Origin of the sequence: Geobacillus sp. C56-T3 (assembly GCF_000092445.1) — a bacterium.
GTDB lineage: Bacteria > Bacillota > Bacilli > Bacillales > Anoxybacillaceae > Geobacillus > Geobacillus thermoleovorans.
Window position 1 is genome coordinate 2,204,376 of the sequence record NC_014206.1, and the last position, 18,081, is coordinate 2,222,456.

Consider the following 18,081-nt stretch of genomic DNA (forward strand, 5'->3'; position numbering starts at 1 on the left):
TGCGCTTTTTATTATACCCGCCTGAGCGAAAAACGGATAGCCGTTTGCACCGCCCATTATCGCAAAAACGAAGCGTTCGGTCGCTCCATTCGCCGCCCGACTTGTTGAAACATCCAGGCGTATAAGGCCGCGCTTCCTAGCGCCAGCATCCCAAGGACAACGAACGTCCATGCATAGCCGATCCATTCCGCCGCGGCGAGCGACAGCGGCGCCAACATCCGCCCGATCGTAAAACGGAGACTGGCGGCGGCAAAATATTGGCCGCGCATCGCCTCCGGAGCCAAGCGGGAAATGAACGACTGCTGCAAGCCAGCTGTCATCAGCTCAGCCAGCGTAAACAGCGCCATGACCGCGATCAATCCGAGCAGCGAAGACGTTTGACTAAACAGCCACATCGAGATGCCGTATAAGACGGATGAACCGACAAACGCCTGCCGCTCCGAGTAGCGAGACATCCAACGCGTCACAGCCACCGTGCATAGTGCGACCAACAGACCGTTTTCGGCAATGAGCCAACTAAAGGCGCTCGCGCCGTCAATCGTCCATCCTGCCAATGTTTCGGCTTCGACCGTTTCTTTTGTATATACCGGGATCAGCAAGTCAAGCTGTGTAAACGTTTGTGCTACCAACACTCCAGCAACGATAAACAGGAAAAAGACACGGTCGCGGACAATGATGGCATACTGCTTGAACTGCGTGCGCAAAAAAGACTGCCATGTCCCTCTCCTTTGTTGGCCGGCTGCGGCTAGAGGCGCCGTCTCACGCAACGTTTTGGAGAGCAGTGTTGCCATCGCAAAACATGAACATGCCGCCAAAAGCAATAAGGCAAACCGATGCTCAGCATAAAAAAGACCGCCAATTGTCGGGCCGATGACAACCGAAATATTGATGGATGTGTAAAACACAGCAAACACATCGCTCCGGTCTTTCTCCGGAACCACATCGGACACCATCGCCTGGCTCGCCGGCCAATAAAATGACCCGCAAATGCCAGCCAGCGTAAAACTAAGAAATCCAACAAACGGCGACGACCACCACGGGGAGCTGGCCAAGGCGAAAACGAAAAACGCCGCCCCCTGTCCGTAGGCGGATAACACCATCATCCGCTTGCGTCCGAATACATCAGCACAATAGCCGCCCATTAAATTGGTGATGACCGAGAACAACTGCGAAACAATCAACAACAACCCCGCTGTCTCTTTGCCAAAGGCATCGGCAAAATAAATCGATATAAACGGAAAAAACATCCAAAAGGTCGTATTCATGAGCGCCTCGCCAAACAGGCGCACTTTTAGGTTGCGGTCCCAATCGCGTATTCGCATCCGCTGTCCCCCTAATCTTTCGTCTTTCGAATTTCTTTGGAAATTATATCATATTTTTATAGGGGATCGGAGAAATATTTTTCAAATAAAAAAGGGCTGACCCAAAAGGGTGTTTTTCCTTAAACCAAACACAACATATTGTTTTATGCCTATATACATAATAAAAAAAGGTGTCCCGATCCTTTTGGGACACACTCGACTTGCATTTCTTTTGTCTCTTACTTGCGGATGAATTGCTGCGTCCAAATATATCCATTTTCTTCAAAACCAACGCCGATATGCGTAAAGTTTTTGTTCAAAATGTTTGCCCGATGGCCTTCACTGTTCATCCACGCATTGACCACTTCTTGCGGGGTGCGTTGGCCTTTGGCAATGTTTTCCCCGGCAGCCGTGTACGAGATGCCGAATTTTTTCATCATCTCAAATGGAGAACCGTACGTCGGGCTGTTGTGCGAGAAGTAGTGGTTCACCGCCATATCGCGCGATTTTTCGCGGGCGACTTTGCTGAGGGCCAAGTCAACTTGAAGCGGCGGCAAGCCGTATTTTGCCCGCTCTTTATTCGTCAGTTCAACGACTTGTTGCTCATAGGCGTTTAAGCCAGTTGCTTTTTGCGGCGCTGCTGTTGGGGCCGTCGCTGGCGTTTTTGCCGGTGCTTGCGTATTCGCAGCCGGTTTCGTCGCTGGCTGTTTGACCGTTGCCGGCGCCTGCGGTTTTGTCGTTGGCTGTTTTGCCGCCGGTTGTTGTGTTGCCGGTTTTACCGGTTGGAACGACACGAACGGGAAGTATTGTTGCAGCCATTTCTCAAAATCTTGAACGTTTGTGCTGACATATTTTACTTGATACGCATTCGCTGTCGGACACGTCGTCCCGGCTGCTTCCGTTTTCGTTGCCGCGAACGAAGCGCCGGCGAGTGCGACCGAAGCTGCGATGGTTGCTAACGTTTTTTTCTTCATCGGAATTCCTCCTTGTATCCTCTATTTGAAAGTTTCAGAGATATTGCGTCCGTCAGTCATGCCTACACGATGAGATTCGAAGAGGAACGGTTTCGTTGTTCCCTTGCCTTCGCCCTCATTATAACACGAGTTTTTTGTAATATTTTTGGGCTAAAATGGAAAAAAACGCAGACTGGCAACACCCGGAAAAACAAGCGCTTGTTTTCATTGCCAGTTGGCTGCCCATCACGTCAGCTGCAACGATTGGAAGCGGCATCTTTTCATTAACTGTCCTTCCTTTTTCCCCTCTATTATTCTAGCCACCCACATTTTTCTAGGAAAAAGGGAGTTGACAGCCTCTTTTTTGAACCATTTCATTTAACAATTGTTACAGCTGTGTTACAAGACAGGGGAGATATTCACATTCTTGTTTTAAAAAAGAAGCTGGTGGTGATCAGCCCCAGCTTCTGTCATGATCTTTTTCGTTCCTAGTCGACAACGAGCACCGTTTGCACTTCATTCGGCTTCACCTCGACGGCAAACGTTCCGCATTCGTCCGCCGCGAGCGAGTCAAGCGGCTCCTCGTTGAGATTCGCGCGAAAAACGCCCGAGAACGGCTTGTTCCATTGGAACGCCGCCGTCGTTATCGTTGGCGTTGAATTGTAAAAGAGGAGCTTATCGGCATACAGCCGCACCCGTTCGTCAAAGCGCATCGATCTCCATCCCCCACCGTCTCATCGTTTGCTACTATTTTAGCAAGAACGGATGGCGGTTGGCTATAGAGCGCCTCTTCTATTGCGATAGTTGATGCCCCTCAACCAACACCGGAATGCGCGCTTTATACTTCTCCACCCATCGGCGGTTATGTTCATCCGCCCCCTCAATGTTGCCGCTTAAAAAGATCGGCGGTTCTATTCCATTTTCCGCCATGAGGACAATCGCCTCGGCGAAAACGGCGTTTAAAATCGCGCTGCCGATCACGGTCGAAGTAGGGGCAAATGGAACGGAAACATTCGGATGAGCTAAAATCGCGTCTCCTCTCACACAATGATTGTCAATCACCAAGTCCACCACTTCATACAATAACCGACCGCTCTTATGCCTCGACGGTTGACTCTTCGAATATTCCAAAGATGTAATCGCGATCGTGTACGCCCCTTTCTCCTTTGCTGCCAACGCCACATCAATCGGAACAGGATTGCGCCCCGATGTGGACAAAACAAAAAACACATCTTCAGGACGTATATCCTCATGATTGATAAAATTTTGTGCCAAATCATTCATTCTCTCCAACATTGACAACCGCACCGCCCCTTCGTGAAGCATCAGCGGCTCGACAAAGATCGGTTTCACCGGAACAAGCCCTCCCGCCCGGTAAAACACTTCCTCCGTCAAAATATGGGAATGGCCGCATCCGAATAACTGAACGATTCCGCCGTTTTGAATCGCTTCGCTTACCATATGGGCGGCCTTTTTTAGATTGTCCTTTTCATGGCTTAAAACGAGTTCCAGACGTTCATTGATTTTTTGGAAATATTGATCGATCATCGGCCATTCGCCCCTTAAGCGCTTGATTTCCTATCCCTAAACTAGATTTAGCCCGCCGCAGCCACGGTTAGACCCGCTCCTGCAGCCAAAAAAACGGCTTCCCCTATAAAGGAAGCCGTCCGTCGGTTCCATCGCATTCCTTGCTTTACTGCCCTGTATATCCGCCAACCGGGATATTGTCCTTCCGCGCCACCCCAGTGCGGTAAGCGGCTTCGATGACCGCTTGTCTGACGCGTTCAACGACTTTGCTGTTGAAGACGCTCGGGATGATGTATGTTTCGTTCAATTCATCCTCCGTCACGACAGAGGCAATCGCCTTCGCGGCAGCGAGCTTCATTTCCTCGTTAATTTCTCTCGCCCGGCAGTCGAGCGCCCCGCGGAAAATGCCGGGGAAGCAAAGAACGTTGTTAATTTGGTTTGGATAGTCAGAGCGCCCGGTCGCCATAACGCGCACGTACGGTTCGGCCAGCTCCGGATCAATTTCCGGAATCGGGTTGGCCATCGCAAACACGATCGGGTCGCGCGCCATTTTTTTCACATCTTCCACTTTTAAAATGCCGGGAGCTGAGACGCCAATAAACACATCTGCGTCGGCGATGACATCGGACAAGCTTCCTTTCAGATTATCCGGGTTCGTGATTTGCGCATATTCTTGCCAATACGGATTTTCATACGTTTCATCGCGATGGATGGCGCCATGACGGTCGACCCCGATAATGTTGCGTACGCCGGCCGCAAGCAAAATTTTCGTGCAGGCGATGCCAGCGGCGCCAATGCCGGTGAGAACCACTTTAATGTCCTCGAGCTTTTTGTCGACGATTTTCAACGCATTAAGCAACCCGGCCAAGAGCACGACCGCCGTACCGTGTTGGTCGTCATGGAACACCGGGATGTCAAGCTCTTCCTTCAACCGCTTTTCAATCTCAAAGCAGCGCGGAGCGGAAATGTCTTCGAGATTAATGCCGCCAAACGCCGGAGCGATCGCTTTCACAATTTGGATGATCTCTTCCGTATCTTTCGTGTTCAAGCAAATCGGAAACGCGTCCACTCCGGCAAACTCCTTAAACAGCATCGCTTTCCCTTCCATGACCGGCATCGCCGCATACGGGCCGATGTCGCCAAGCCCGAGCACCGCCGTGCCATCCGAGACGACGGCTACCGTATTCCGTTTAATCGTCAGCGAATACGCCTTGCGCGGATCCTCAGCGATGGCCGTGCAGACGCGCGCCACGCCCGGCGTGTACACCCGCGACAAGTCATCACGCGTTTTCACTGGGATTTTTGAATTTGTTTCAATTTTCCCCCCGATGTGCATCAAAAACGTGCGGTCGGAAACGTTGATGATTTTGACACCTTGAATTTTTTTCAGCGCCTCAATGATCAAATCGCACTGCTTCGTGTCGAGCGCGCTGACGGTGATGTCGCGCACCGTATGGACTTTGCTTGATGAAATGACGTCAATCCCGACAATGTCCCCGCCCGCTTTGCCAATCGCGGCGGCGATATCGCTGAATGAGACGATATCTTTTTCGAACTGGAGACGAATCGTAATGTTCATCGCTGCCCCGCCTGGTAATGCCATAGATAACCGCCTTCCTTTTCTCTATTTCATGGTAAGACACTCTATGGTACAAATGTTATCTCATGAATGGGAAAAAGACAACCCTTATCCTCCATCAACCTCTTTTCCGCGGCCGCTTCTTGCTTACCGCCGCATTGCGTTTAGGCTTGGGGCTATGCGGTCCATTTTCGAATTCGCCACCGGTGCGGCCATCCCATTCGGCATCTATTGGGCAATCAAAGCACGGAACAAAATGGAGGTCGCCAAGCAACCATCTGTCCTGCCGCCCCACACGGTTGGTCCGAACGGCAAACGGTCGGCAACACAACAAAACAACGGCCTCCCTTCCTTTAGCCCAAAGGGAGGCCATTCTCTTCCACTTATTGAAGCAGGCGGAGAAATTCACGCATAAACGCCGGCAAATCCGGCCACGCATGAGCGGAGACAAGGTTGCCGTCAACATGGACCGTATTGTCAGACACATACGTTGCTCCGAGCGCTTCGACACCGGGTTTGCAGGCAATATACGCTGTCAAGCTCCGTCCTTTCAACAAATCCGGCATCGTTTCAAAAATGAGCGAGGCGTGGCAAATTGCGGCAATCGGCTTATTCGCTTCAAAGAAATGGCGAACGATTCGTTGCACGTTCTCATCAAGGCGAATGTATTCCGGAGCGCGCCCGCCCGGAATGACCAATCCGTCGTATTGCGCCGGGTCAACCTCGGGGAACGACGCATGAGCGTCGATCAAATAGCCTTGTTTTTCTACATACGTATCCCAATCGGCAAAATCATGAACGACCGTGTGCAGTTTCTTTTTCTTCGGCGCGGCAATCGTAGCTTCATAACCTTCTTCAAGCAAGCGGTAATACGGATAGTATACTTCAAGCGCCTCAACAGCATCACCCGTGATGATCAGCACTTTTTTGCTCATGGATTCCCGCCTCCTTGTCCATTTTTTTCTTTCATTTCTATCATACTGGAAACGAGTGAAAAGGAAAAGTAAAATGATTGGTGGAAAGGTATGAAGCAGCAGAAACGAGAGTCGCTATGGTTGCGACAGTAAGGAGGGAAACAGAATGACCATCACCTCATGGCTGGCCGCCTCGCGCCGCACCGTTGTGCTGACCGGCGCCGGCATGTCAACCGAAAGCGGGCTGCCCGATTTCCGCTCGCCGCGCACCGGGCTGTGGGCGCGTTTTAACCCGAGCGAACTCGCTACCATCGATGCGCTGTACCATCGCCGTGAATCGTTCGTCGAGTTTTACCAATATCGCATTCGCACATTGCAACAGTGCCAACCGCATGACGGACACCGCTTGTTGGCCGATTGGGAGCGGCGCGGAATCGTGCAGACCATTGTGACGCAAAATGTCGATGGCTTTCATCAAGAAGCGGGAAGCCGACGCGTCATCGAACTTCACGGCTCGCTCCGCACCGTCCATTGTCAGCGGTGCGGGCAATCAAAGCCAAGCTTTGTCTATTTGCACGGTGTGTTGACGTGCGAATGCGGCGGAGTTTTGCGCCCGTCGGTCGTGCTGTTTGGCGAGCCGCTGCCGGAGAAAGCCATCGATCAAGCGTGGGAAGCGGCCCGCCAAGCGGACTTGTTCGTTGTGCTCGGCTCCTCTCTGCAGGTATCCCCAGCCAACCAGCTGCCGCTTGTTGCCAAGCGGAGCGGGGCAAGACTTGTGATTATCAATTGGAAACCGACTGAACTGGACGATCTCGCCGACGCTGTCATCCATCAGCGAAAAATCGGTGAAGTGCTGAACGAGCTCAATGAGCAGTTGGCGGAGGTGAATCCATGACTAAAGAAATCATGTTGCAAATGGCGCTCGAATCGATCGGCGACCACTCCCGCATCCGCCATTGGCGCCGCGTCTCGGGCGGCGACATCAATGACGTCTATCGCGTCCAAAGCGGCAAGCAAACGTACTTTATCAAAATGCAACGTTTCCCGCCGAGTGGATTTTTCGCTGCCGAACAAATGGGCCTCGAGTTGATCAGGCAAGCACGCGCCATCAACGTTCCGCATACCTTCGGCTTCGGGGAAGCGGACGGTTGGGGCTGGCTCGTCTTGGAGTGGATCGAAGGAGCAGAAACGGAACAGACGGCCGAACAGCTCGGCCGCGGCCTTGCCCGCCTCCATCAATGCCGCGGACCGGCGTTTGGCCTTGACCGCGATACCTATATCGGCATGCTGCCGCAGCGCAACGGCTGGTACGGCCGCTGGCCCGACTATTACCGCGACGCCCGCCTTAGACCACAAATGACGCGAGCGGCGGAGAGAGGTCTCCTGCCCGCCAAGCGGCGCAAACGTCTCGAATGGCTGCTCGAGCGGCTGGACCAATGGCTCCCGGATGACTGTTTTCCGTCGCTTTTGCATGGCGATTTATGGAGCGGCAACTGGATTCCAGGGCCAGACGGAGTGCCGTATTTGATCGATCCGTCTGTTTTGTATGGCCATCATGAGTTTGAGATCGCGTTTACCGAGCTGTTTGGCGGCTTCCCATCCCGATTTTACGACAGCTATCGCGAGCTTATGCCGCTCTCGGCTGATTATCATGACCGAAAACCACTCTACCAGCTGTTTTACTTGCTCGTTCATCTAAATTTATTTGGCGAAACATACGGCAGCGCTGTTGACCGCGTGCTGGATCGTTACGCGGGGGAGTAGTTTTTCCTGCTTCCCCCGCCATCCTTATTCAGCACGGATCGCTTCGAGCAGCGCATCACCGTTTTCGCTCACGCGCACATAGGCAAACCGAACATTCTCTTGCCGTTTCATCCCCGTTTTTTCCGGAATGAAATACGATTCAATGCCATACACGACTTGCGGGCCGTGAAACGTACCGGTGATGATCACGTCCCCCGGTTGCGGCGTGTATCCCGGCCTTTTTTCCCCATTGACCATATATACGCCAGCCAAACGGTGCACCCCGTCCTCTCCTTTTCGCAGCCCGACTTGCACCCGTCCGCTTCCGTCAAGCGACGGAATGGTGGAAATATCGTACCGAAGCTGAATATAATCCCCTTGCAGCATGGAACGTGGATCGATCGGCTCAAGCTCCAGCTTTACGACGTCACCATATCGCAGCAATCGCTCTTTTTGCCACACGGTATAACCTAAAAATGAAAATTGAGCGATCACGATTATGAGCGTCAACAACGAAACGCGCCGCCCCCAGCGCACGCCCCGCCCCCATGTGAAGCCATTTCGTTTCTCAAGCCATACCGCCCATGCGAGCAACACCGCTCCCGCCGCCAGCAAACTGACTGATTTATGAAGCAAATTCCATGCGAGTTCATAATATTTCAGCACGAGATAAAGCGCTGTGTACACCCAAGCGGTCTTCCGCTCCAGTTGCCGACCGCGGAAAAGAAAGAAGGCAAGCGCCAAAATCATGGCGATATTCAACGTCACGTACAGTCCATCAGCCGCAAACACATCAACGCTTGTCGCGATCCCAAGCGCGCCGAACGCCAAGACAAGCGGAGTGAGAAACGGCGTTCCGCGAAAGCGGCCATACGCATACAACCCGCCGCTGACCAAAGCCAAGGTGAGCAACACCTTCCGGCCGTCATCCATCACCGAACTTAAGGCGATCCCTAAATAGACCGTCAGCGCCGCCGTCGTCAACCGGCGCACTCCGCTGTCTGATGATCGGATGACGCCAATCGCGAGCCCAATGGCATAGAGGAACAGAGCCGACCGCGAGACCTCCCACGCCATCGCCACCCCGAGCCCATAGCCAACAGCCAGCAGTGTATAACGAACGACCGGATTCCAACGCCGACCAAATGAGGCAGGAACGACAAACCCAAAGATGGAAATGAAAAAGAGCACGTAAGGAGACCATGACTCTGTCCAAAGGAAATACAAGCCAAGCAGGCTTTGTATGGCCAACACCGAAGCCGCGAGCGTGACAATCGCTTGAAACGCCGCCAAAAACCGCCTTCCAGCTTTCGTCTCCGCTGAAAACAGCCCAGCCCGCCGCAATAGCACAACGCCGCCGCACAGCACAGCAACGGCCGCCATAAGCCCAATGAGAAGCAGCCACGTTTCAAAATGATCTGCGAGCAAGCGAATGTATTGAATGAACAAAAACAGTCCAGCAAACAAACTCGTCAACAACACATACGGCCGCTGCTTGGCGATGACAAGAAAATAATAAAGCAACACGGCGAACAACACGGCATACACGTATGGCCACCATGCGTCGCGCCCATAGGAAAAACCGGTTACGTCAATCACAAGCAGCCAACCTTGCATGGCCATGTAAGCCAAGCAAGCGATGAGCGGCGTCCGAACGAAAATAAAAAGAACACCGTTTACGATCACGAATAACGATAGCACGCCAAACGAAGACCATTCCGTCCACTCAATCCGATAAGCGGACGGAAAATAATAAAACCAGCACGCAAGCTGCAGCAACCCAATCGTGATCACGGACAGCACCCGTTCTTTTGTCAGCAGCGCCAACAAAGCGGTCGGCGCAAGCCAGGCAAGAAACAGCCAATAACTGTCAGCATGCGAATTGTAAATTTGTCCAAGCAACGCCAACGCAATGCCAAATGACAACACCCCACCGATCAGCATCCAGCGCCCTAAGAAACGATGGCGGCCCCAAAGCGCCGCGCTTGCGATGTAAAATGCCGCCATCATGCCGATGCTGGTCCCGACTTTCACCTCTCGCCCCATCTCAGGCCAGTTGGCGGCAAAAAAATACACAATGCCGGCAATGATGCACAAAAACGCCAACGCATACCCCGTTTTCACGATACGGGCCGCCATATCGCTTCCCCCTTGTGACTTGATCTTTTCTATAACATATGCTGAAAAAGCTGTCTAGAAGACCAGTGAAAACACGCCTTATTGCATCGCATTTTCCTAGTTGCCACCGGCCTTTTAGACTTTTTTCTTTGTTGCGGTGAAGAACATTATGGTTGGAGATAATTTTTTAAGTGGAAAATTTCCATATCATGCTCTGCGACTTTTTTCATCAAATAATCGATGGATGCCTGTTTAGAAGAGAACTCGCGCGAAGCCATATCAAGAGCGGCCTGATGCTTATGGAGCATATTTTCAATGTGGCGAAAGTGGCTCCGCATTTCCGTAGCAAGGTAGTCAACTTTTTCTTCGAGCCGTTGCTGTCCTTCTTTCAATGTTTGAACATCGTCCTTGACCGCGTCCATGTCGGCTTTCAGTGTTTGAACGTCGCCTTTGACCGCGTTCATATCCACTTTTAATGTGCGCACATCCTCCTCAACCCGGTGAAGCCGTTGGTCCAAGCGGACTTGTCCCTTCTGTAACAACTGCACTTCATCTTCCAGGCGCGCCTGCCCTTCCTTGAGCACCTGCACTTCTCCTTCGAGGCGTGCTTGCCCTTCTTTGAGCGCCTGCACCTCGACTTCAAGGCGCATCTGCCCTTCCTTGAGCGCTTGCACCTCGCCTTCGAGGCGTGCTTGCCCTTCTTTGAGCGCCTGCACCTCGACTTCAAGGCGCATCTGCCCTTCCTTGAGCGCTTGCACCTCGCCTTCCAAGCGCGCCTGTCCTTCTTGAAGCGCTCGGACATTTCCTTCGATCCGATCGAGCCGCACGTGGATGGGATTGAGCTTTTGGTCAAGCAGTTCGGCCATCATTTGCACGAGTTCGGCTTGCCCCATCGTTTCACCTCCTTTTCCCCATTGTATCATTGTCTCGGTCAACGCGATAGTATAGAAAAAGAGATTTTCTCCCTAATTTCGACAATGGCAAAGCTCAACACAAAGCCGCAAAATTTGCTTTTCACCGCGCGAAATCAAAACAAAAATCGTTTTTTGTCCATGTTCTAAAATCCGCTTCAGCGAGTGAACCTACGGTAAAGAGCCAGGCAGGCTGATACATAGGCAACCCCGAGCAAAAACCCACCAAGCACATCAGATGGATAATGCACTTGCAGACTTAACCTGCTTAAGCCAGTCAACAGGGCAAGCGCTCCAAAAACGCCGTAAATCGCGGCCCGCTCGCCTCGCTTCGTGCGCGTTTGCGCCAAAAAGTACGCCAAAATCAACAAGTAAATCGTCCCGATCATCGCGTGGCCGCTTGGAAAACTAAATCCACCGATTTCAGCATGAGGCGGTCGAGGCCGTCCAATGATATGTTTTAGCCACTCATTGATGCCATATCCCCCGCCAACAGCGGCCACAACCAACACCATTCCGTAGACGTCGCGGCGAAAAAACCATAAACCAATGACAAGCATAATGCTGATGGTGCCAATCGTCTTTCCATTGCCAAGAAACGTAAACGGGTCAAGCCAATTCCAATAATCAAACAGACGCAGCCCCTCTTCATCAATTCCCTCCGTCCATCCAGCGGCCACGCCTGTCCAAACAAGCAAAAAAAGGCCAAGACTCATAGCCGCGGTGATCCATAATCGTCGATTCATGCTGAGCATCACTCTCCTCCTTATATCTTCTTTTCCAGAAAAACAAAAAATCCTCCTTAAAAAGCGGTGCTTTTTAAGGAGGGATCCATCACCACGGCAACTTCGTCTCTCCCATCAGGAACCGATCGACTTCACGAGCCGCCCCTCGGCCTTCATGGATGGCCCAGACGATCAAGCTTTGGCCGCGGCGGGCGTCGCCGGCGGCAAACACGCCCTCGATGTTTGTTGTATATTTGCCGTATGGGGCTTTCACTTTGTTGTTGGCCGTTTCAACGCCAAACTGCTTCAACAACGGCTGCTCTGGCCCTTCAAACCCAATGGCGATAAACACCAAATCGCACGGCCATACTTGTTCCGTCCCCGGAATTTCTTTAAAGATCGCTTTGCCGTTTTCATCGATGATTTTTTCCATTTGAATCGTATGCAGCTCTTTCACGCGGCCGTGCTCGTCGCCAACGATTTTCTTTGTTTGAATACAATATTGACGCGGGTCGGCGCCGAATTTCGCTTTTGCTTCTTCATACGCGTAGTCAAGCGTAAAGACGAGCGGATATTGCGGCCACGGATTATCGTCCGGGCGCTTGTCCGGCAAGGCAGGGTGTTTGCCGAACTGGACGACGCTTTTGCAGCCTTGGCGCAGCGCGGTCGCCACGCAGTCGGCCCCCGTGTCGCCGCCGCCGATCACAATGACACGTTTTCCCTTGGCATCGATAAACTGGCCGTCGGCAAAATTCGAATCCAATAAACTTTTCGTCACGCCGGTCAAATAATCCATCGCAAAATGGACACCCTCAAGCTCCCGGCCTTCAATGGCCAAATCGCGCTGCTTTTGCGCACCGATGCACAAGACGACGGCGTCGTACTGAGCACGCAGTTCGTCAGCCATAATATCTTTGCCGACTTCGGTGTTCGTAATAAACGTGATGCCTTCCTCTTCGAGCAGACGCACCCGCCGCTCGACCACTTCTTTTTCCAACTTCATATTCGGAATGCCGTACATCAATAAGCCGCCGATGCGGTCAGCCCGCTCATACACCGTCACCGAATGGCCGGCTTGGTTGAGTTGGTCAGCGCAGGCCAACCCGGCCGGGCCGGAGCCGACGATGGCCACCTTTTTCCCCGTGCGCGTCTTCGGGATGCGCGGTTTCACCCATCCCTCGGCAAACCCTTTATCAATAATGGCCCGTTCGATTCCTTTAATCGCAACCGCTGGGTCGGAAATGGCCACCGTGCACGATCCTTCGCACGGCGCCGGACAGACGCGGCCGGTAAATTCTGGGAAGTTGTTGGTCTTTAAAAGTCGGTCAAGCGCTTCTTTCCAACGGCCTCGGTACACCAAATCGTTCCATTCTGGGATCAAGTTGTGCACCGGACACCCCGAGGTAAGGCCGTTTAGCTCCAATCCCATATGACAAAACGGCGTGCCACAGTCCATACAGCGGGCGCCTTGGCGGGCCAGCACCTCTTCCGAAAACGGCTGTGTATATTCTTTCCAATCATCAAGACGGGAAAGCGGGTCGCGCTTTTTTTCTTCCTCGCGTGCATATTCCATAAACCCTGTTGCTTTTCCCACGATGGTTCCCCTCCTTCTTTCCGTACACGTCCTCTCTTCTCCCCGATGCGGCCTTCCCGCCTGTTAGGCCAGTTAAAAAGCGAGCCCCGCGCGGCCGCGGGGCCAAAGCGGCGCCGCCATGCCACAGCCGCCCGAAAGGAAGACCTTATTTCGCGGCCGCTTGCAACACATGGACACCGACGGCAGCCGCTTTTTTCCGTTTCGCCACCGTTTCAAACGCCGCCATGACGGCTTCTTCATGTGAAAACCCAGATTGCTCGAGCGTTTGAATCGTTTCCATCATCAGTTTATAGTTGCGCGGAATGACTTTGACAAACCGGCGGACATACGCATCCCACTCTTCGAGCACTAACGCCGCCCGCGGGCTTCCCGTATAGCGGTAATGGTTTTCGATCATCCGACGCACGTCGCGAATTTCTTCCTCGTCTTCGAGCCGCTCAAACGAGACGAGCTCAAGGTTGGCGGTTTGCTGCCAGCTGTCTTCGTCAGCGAGAACGTAAGCGATGCCCCCGGACATGCCAGCGGCGAAGTTTTTGCCAACCGAACCGAGGATGACGACGCGGCCGCCGGTCATATATTCACACCCGTGATCGCCGACTCCCTCAACAACGGCATGGACGCCGCTGTTGCGCACGCAGAACCGCTCCCCGGCGCGGCCGCGAATGTACGCTTCACCACTTGTTGCTCCATAGAAAGCGACGTTGCCGATAATGACGTTGTCAGCCGCGGCAAACGGCGCCTCATGCGGCGGGCGAACGATCACTTTGCCGCCGGAAAGCCCTTTGCCGACATAGTCGTTCGCATCGCCGACCAGTTCGAGCGTCATCCCTTTTGGCACAAACGCCGCAAAGCTTTGCCCGGCCGATCCCGTGAAGTGGAGGCGGATCGTGTCGTCCGGCAGTCCTTCCTCGCCGTAGCGTTTCGAGATTTCGCTTCCCGTCATTGCCCCGACCGTGCGGTGGACATTGCGGATGGCGAGGTGAAGTTCGATCGGCTCCTGCCGCTCAAGCGCTGGCTGCACCGCCGGCAAAATTTTCGTATAGTCGAGCGTCTCTTCCATTCGATGGTTTTGCCCTTTGCTGCCTGTGCGCGGGCCATCGACTTGGTACAGAAGACGCGACAGATCGAGATGTTTCGCTTTCCAATGCGCTTTCGCCCGCTCGCTTACCTTCAAGACATCGACGCGGCCGACCATTTCGTCGATCGTGCGGAAGCCGAGCTCCGCCATCATTTCCCGCACTTCTTGAGCGACAAAGTACATAAAGTTGACGACATGTTCTGGCTTCCCGGTGAATTTTTTGCGCAGTTCCGGATTTTGCGTCGCCACGCCGACCGGGCATGTATCCAAATGGCAGACGCGCATCATGACACAGCCTAAAACAACGAGCGGGGCGGTCGCAAACCCGAACTCTTCGGCGCCAAACAGCGCCGCCATCACGACATCACGGCCGGTCATAAGTTTGCCATCGGTTTCTAGAACGACGCGGTCGCGCAACCCATTGAGCATGAGCGTCTGGTGCGTTTCCGCCAATCCAAGCTCCCACGGCAGGCCGGCGTGCTTAATGCTCGTTTTCGGCGAAGCGCCCGTGCCGCCGTCATAGCCGCTGATGACAATGACATCGGCGTTCCCTTTCGCCACGCCAGCGGCGATCGTGCCAACGCCGGCTTTGGCGACGAGCTTCACGCTGATGCGCGCATCTTTGTTGGCGTTTTTCAAATCATAAATGAGTTGGGCCAAATCTTCAATCGAGTAAATGTCATGGTGCGGCGGCGGAGAGATGAGCTCCACCCCTGGCGTTGAGCCGCGCACTTTGCCGACCCACGGATACACTTTGTTGGCCGGAAGCTGCCCGCCTTCACCCGGTTTTGCTCCTTGGGCCATTTTGATTTGCAATTCATCGGCATTGACCAAATAATGGCTTTTTACGCCAAAACGTCCGGATGCCACTTGTTTGATCGCGCTGCGGCGCCAGTCGCCGTTTTCATCTTTCACATAGCGGGCCGGGTCTTCGCCGCCCTCGCCGCTGTTGCTTTTTCCGCCGATCCGGTTCATAGCGATCGCCAGCGCCTCATGGGCTTCCTGGCTGATCGAACCGAACGACATGGCCCCTGTTTTAAAGCGGCGGACGATCGACTCGACCGGTTCGACTTCCTCAATCGGCACCGGCTGCCGGCTCGAATCGAAATCGAACAAATTGCGCAAGAACGTCAACTGTTCTTCATTGGCCAGTTTCGAATATTGTTTATAGAGGTTGTAATCGTTTTTCCGGCACGCCCACTGCAGCAAATGGATCGTTTTCGGGTTGAACGCGTGATGTTCGCCGTTGCGGCGCCATTGCAGCTCGCTGCCCGTATCCAGCACATCGTCTTCGTACCGTGCGTCAAATGCGGACTCATGGCGCATTTTCGCTTCTTTGGCGATTTCCGCAAGCCCGATGCCGCCAATTTGCGATGCCGTGCCGGTAAAGTATTCATCAATGACATCGTTGCCGATGCCGACGGCCTCAAAAATTTGTGCGCCGCGGTAGCTTTGCACCGTCGAAATGCCCATTTTCGACATCACTTTGACGACACCGTCAACAGCCGCCTTGATATATGTTTTCACCGCTTCACGGTAAGACAAGGCGATCGTGCCGTTTTCTGACGCTTGGCGGATCGTCTCCAGCGCCAAGTACGGGTTGATGGCGTCCGCCCCGTAGCCGATGAGCGCCGCAAAATGATGCACTTCACGCGCTTCACCGCTTTCTACAAGCAGGCTGACGTTCGTGCGCGTCCCTTTGCGGACAAGATGCTGGTGAAGCCCGCTTGTCGCCAACAAAACCGGAATGGCGACATGTGTTTCATCAACGCCGCGGTCGGACAGCACAAGAAGCGCCACCCCGTTTTCGATCGCTTCATCCGCTTTGGCAAACAGCTCATCAAGCGCCTGTTTCAAATCATCAGTAAACAGCGTCGGCAGCACCGCGCACGCAAATTCCGGGTACGGATTGGCTTTTAACGCTGCGAGCTCTTCGTTCGTCAATAGCGGAGTTTCCAAGCGGATGCGCCGCGCCGCTTTGGCGTCCGGATGCAAAATGTTCCCTTCTTTGCCAAGCAGCGTCATCGTCGAGGTGACGACATATTCGCGGATCGCATCAATCGGCGGATTTGTCACTTGGGCGAACAGCTGCTTGAAGTAGTTGAACAAACTTTGCGGCCGCTCCGACAGCACGGCAAGCGGCGCGTCCATGCCCATGGCGCCGGTCGGATCTTTTCCTTCCGCCGCCATCGGCAAAATCGTTTTTTCCACATCTTCAAACGTGTAGCCGAACGCTTTTTGCAGTTTGACGAGTTGCTTCGGCGCTTCGACGTCCTCCGGAATTTCCAGATCGCCAAGCGTGATCATTTGCTCGTTGATCCATTGGCGATATGGCTTTTCATGAGCCATTTCTTCCTTGATTTCCTGGTCGGAGATGATGCGCCCTTGCTCGAGGTCAACCAAAAGCATTTTCCCCGGGCTCAGCCGTTCCTTATATAAAATGTTGTTCGGGTCGACATCAATGACGCCGACTTCGGATGAGAAAATAATGTAGTCGTCTTTGGTGACGTAATAGCGGGCCGGACGCAAGCCGTTCCGGTCCAAAATGGCGCCGATTTGCTTGCCGTCGGTGAACGAAATCGCCGTCGGTCCATCCCACGGCTCCATGAGACAGCTATGGTACTCGTAAAACGCCTTTTTCGCCCCGTCCATCTGCTCATCCCAAAACCACGGTTCCGGAATGAGCATCATCGCGACATGGGCCGGCTTCCGGCCAGCAAGAACGAAAAATTCGAACGCATTGTCCAAAATCGACGAGTCGCTGCCGTTCGTATCCAAAATCGGCACGACTTTTTCCAAATCCGCGCCGAACGCTTCCGACACAAATTGCTTCTCGCGCGCCGTCATCCAGTTGACATTGCCGCGCAGCGTGTTGATTTCGCCGTTATGGATCAAATAGCGGTTCGGATGGGCCCGCTCCCAGCTCGGGAACGTGTTCGTGCTGAAGCGCGAGTGCACGAGGGCAAACGCCGAACGGAACCGTTCATCTTGCAAATCCAAATAAAACGCATCGATTTGTTCCGGCGTGAGCAGCCCTTTATAAACGATCGTCCGGCTCGAGAAGCTCGCTACATAGCACTCGTTGTTTTCCACACATTTTTCGAATTGTTTGCGGATCACATACAGCTTCCGTTCAAACGCCAACTCATCAGCCACGTCATCACTTGCCGCGACAAACACTTGGCGGATGAACGGCTGGCTTTGCCGCGCCAGTTTGCCAAGCTTTTCACGATCGACCGGAACTGTCCGCCATCCGAGCAACCGTTGCCCTTCTTGAGCGACGATCTCATTGAACATCGATTCATAGTACGCCCGTTTCGCTTCCTCTTCCGGCAAAAAGAACATCCCGACCCCGTAGCGCCCTTTTTCCGGCAAGTTCATCCCGCCGCACACCGCTTGAAAATACTCATGCGGAATTTGCGTCATAATGCCCGCGCCATCGCCCGTTTCCGGATCGCTCCCTTGTCCGCCGCGGTGTTCAAGCTGGCGAAGCATATGAAGTGCCTTTTTGATAATGTCGTGCGACGGTTTTCCTTTCAAATGCGCATAAAACCCGATCCCGCATGCATCATGTTCAAATTCCGGGCGATATAACCCTTGCGCTTCCGGTAATCCGTAGTGTTTCATGCTGCCTTCCC

14 protein-coding genes are annotated in these 18,081 nt (G+C 53.4%); 3 read left to right on the forward strand and 11 right to left on the reverse strand.

Annotated features, from left to right (window positions below; genetic code table 11):
- Window positions 1-56: 56 nt before the first annotated feature.
- The 5 genes from GC56T3_RS10985 to GC56T3_RS11005 form a co-directional block, all read right to left on the reverse strand.
- Window positions 57-1,322: an MFS transporter gene (locus GC56T3_RS10985; RefSeq protein WP_013145589.1), complete on the reverse strand. Its 1,266-nt coding sequence runs from the start codon at window positions 1,320-1,322 to the stop codon at window positions 57-59.
- Between the two features lie 218 nt (window positions 1,323-1,540).
- Window positions 1,541-2,275 carry a CAP domain-containing protein gene (locus tag GC56T3_RS10990; protein WP_013145590.1) on the reverse strand — a complete coding sequence of 245 codons (735 nt, stop codon included), beginning with the start codon at window positions 2,273-2,275 and terminating at the stop codon, window positions 1,541-1,543.
- A gap of 467 nt (window positions 2,276-2,742) precedes the next feature.
- Complete coding sequence (locus GC56T3_RS10995; protein WP_013145591.1) at window positions 2,743-2,967, reverse strand: hypothetical protein; 225 nt, start codon at window positions 2,965-2,967, stop codon at window positions 2,743-2,745.
- A 79-nt stretch (window positions 2,968-3,046) separates the two neighbouring features.
- Entirely contained in the window at window positions 3,047-3,802 is a 756-nt protein-coding gene (locus GC56T3_RS11000) for an SIS domain-containing protein (RefSeq protein ID WP_013145592.1), read from the reverse strand.
- A gap of 145 nt (window positions 3,803-3,947) precedes the next feature.
- Entirely contained in the window at window positions 3,948-5,384 is a 1,437-nt protein-coding gene (locus tag GC56T3_RS11005) for an NAD-dependent malic enzyme (protein WP_013145593.1), read from the reverse strand.
- Between GC56T3_RS11005 and GC56T3_RS19690 the strand changes: the two genes are divergently transcribed.
- Window positions 5,353-5,775: a hypothetical protein gene (locus GC56T3_RS19690; RefSeq protein ID WP_193568266.1), complete on the forward strand. Its 423-nt coding sequence runs from the start codon at window positions 5,353-5,355 to the stop codon at window positions 5,773-5,775. The genes GC56T3_RS11005 and GC56T3_RS19690 overlap by 32 nt on opposite strands.
- On the opposite strand, the gene GC56T3_RS11010 is transcribed toward GC56T3_RS19690, so the two are convergent.
- On the reverse strand, window positions 5,744-6,295 hold the full coding sequence (locus GC56T3_RS11010) for a DJ-1/PfpI family protein (RefSeq protein ID WP_013145594.1): 552 nt from the start codon (window positions 6,293-6,295) through the stop codon (window positions 5,744-5,746). The genes GC56T3_RS19690 and GC56T3_RS11010 overlap by 32 nt on opposite strands.
- Before the next feature lie 145 nt (window positions 6,296-6,440).
- Between GC56T3_RS11010 and GC56T3_RS11015 the strand changes: the two genes are divergently transcribed.
- The gene (locus GC56T3_RS11015; RefSeq protein WP_013145595.1) at window positions 6,441-7,169 is read left to right on the forward strand and encodes an NAD-dependent deacylase; all 729 of its coding nucleotides are present in this window, start codon (window positions 6,441-6,443) and stop codon (window positions 7,167-7,169) included.
- Complete coding sequence (locus GC56T3_RS11020) at window positions 7,166-8,038, forward strand: fructosamine kinase family protein (RefSeq protein ID WP_013145596.1); 873 nt, start codon at window positions 7,166-7,168, stop codon at window positions 8,036-8,038. Before GC56T3_RS11015 ends, GC56T3_RS11020 begins: the two co-directional genes overlap by 4 nt.
- Before the next feature lie 24 nt (window positions 8,039-8,062).
- Here GC56T3_RS11020 and GC56T3_RS11025 read toward each other — a convergent pair whose 3' ends face one another.
- From GC56T3_RS11025 to gltB, 5 genes are all read right to left on the reverse strand, one after another.
- A complete protein-coding gene (locus tag GC56T3_RS11025) occupies window positions 8,063-10,156 on the reverse strand; it encodes a GDYXXLXY domain-containing protein (protein ID WP_013145597.1) in 2,094 nt (697 codons plus the stop codon).
- A 146-nt stretch (window positions 10,157-10,302) separates the two neighbouring features.
- Entirely contained in the window at window positions 10,303-11,028 is a 726-nt protein-coding gene (locus GC56T3_RS11030; RefSeq protein ID WP_013145598.1) for a hypothetical protein, read from the reverse strand.
- A 176-nt stretch (window positions 11,029-11,204) separates the two neighbouring features.
- Window positions 11,205-11,801 carry a phosphatase PAP2 family protein gene (locus GC56T3_RS11035; protein ID WP_013145599.1) on the reverse strand — a complete coding sequence of 199 codons (597 nt, stop codon included), beginning with the start codon at window positions 11,799-11,801 and terminating at the stop codon, window positions 11,205-11,207.
- Between the two features lie 79 nt (window positions 11,802-11,880).
- A complete protein-coding gene (locus GC56T3_RS11040) occupies window positions 11,881-13,365 on the reverse strand; it encodes a glutamate synthase subunit beta (RefSeq protein ID WP_013145600.1) in 1,485 nt (494 codons plus the stop codon).
- 145 nt (window positions 13,366-13,510) lie between these two features.
- On the reverse strand, window positions 13,511-18,070 hold the full coding sequence (gltB, locus tag GC56T3_RS11045) for a glutamate synthase large subunit (protein WP_013145601.1): 4,560 nt from the start codon (window positions 18,068-18,070) through the stop codon (window positions 13,511-13,513).
- Window positions 18,071-18,081 lie beyond the last annotated feature (11 nt).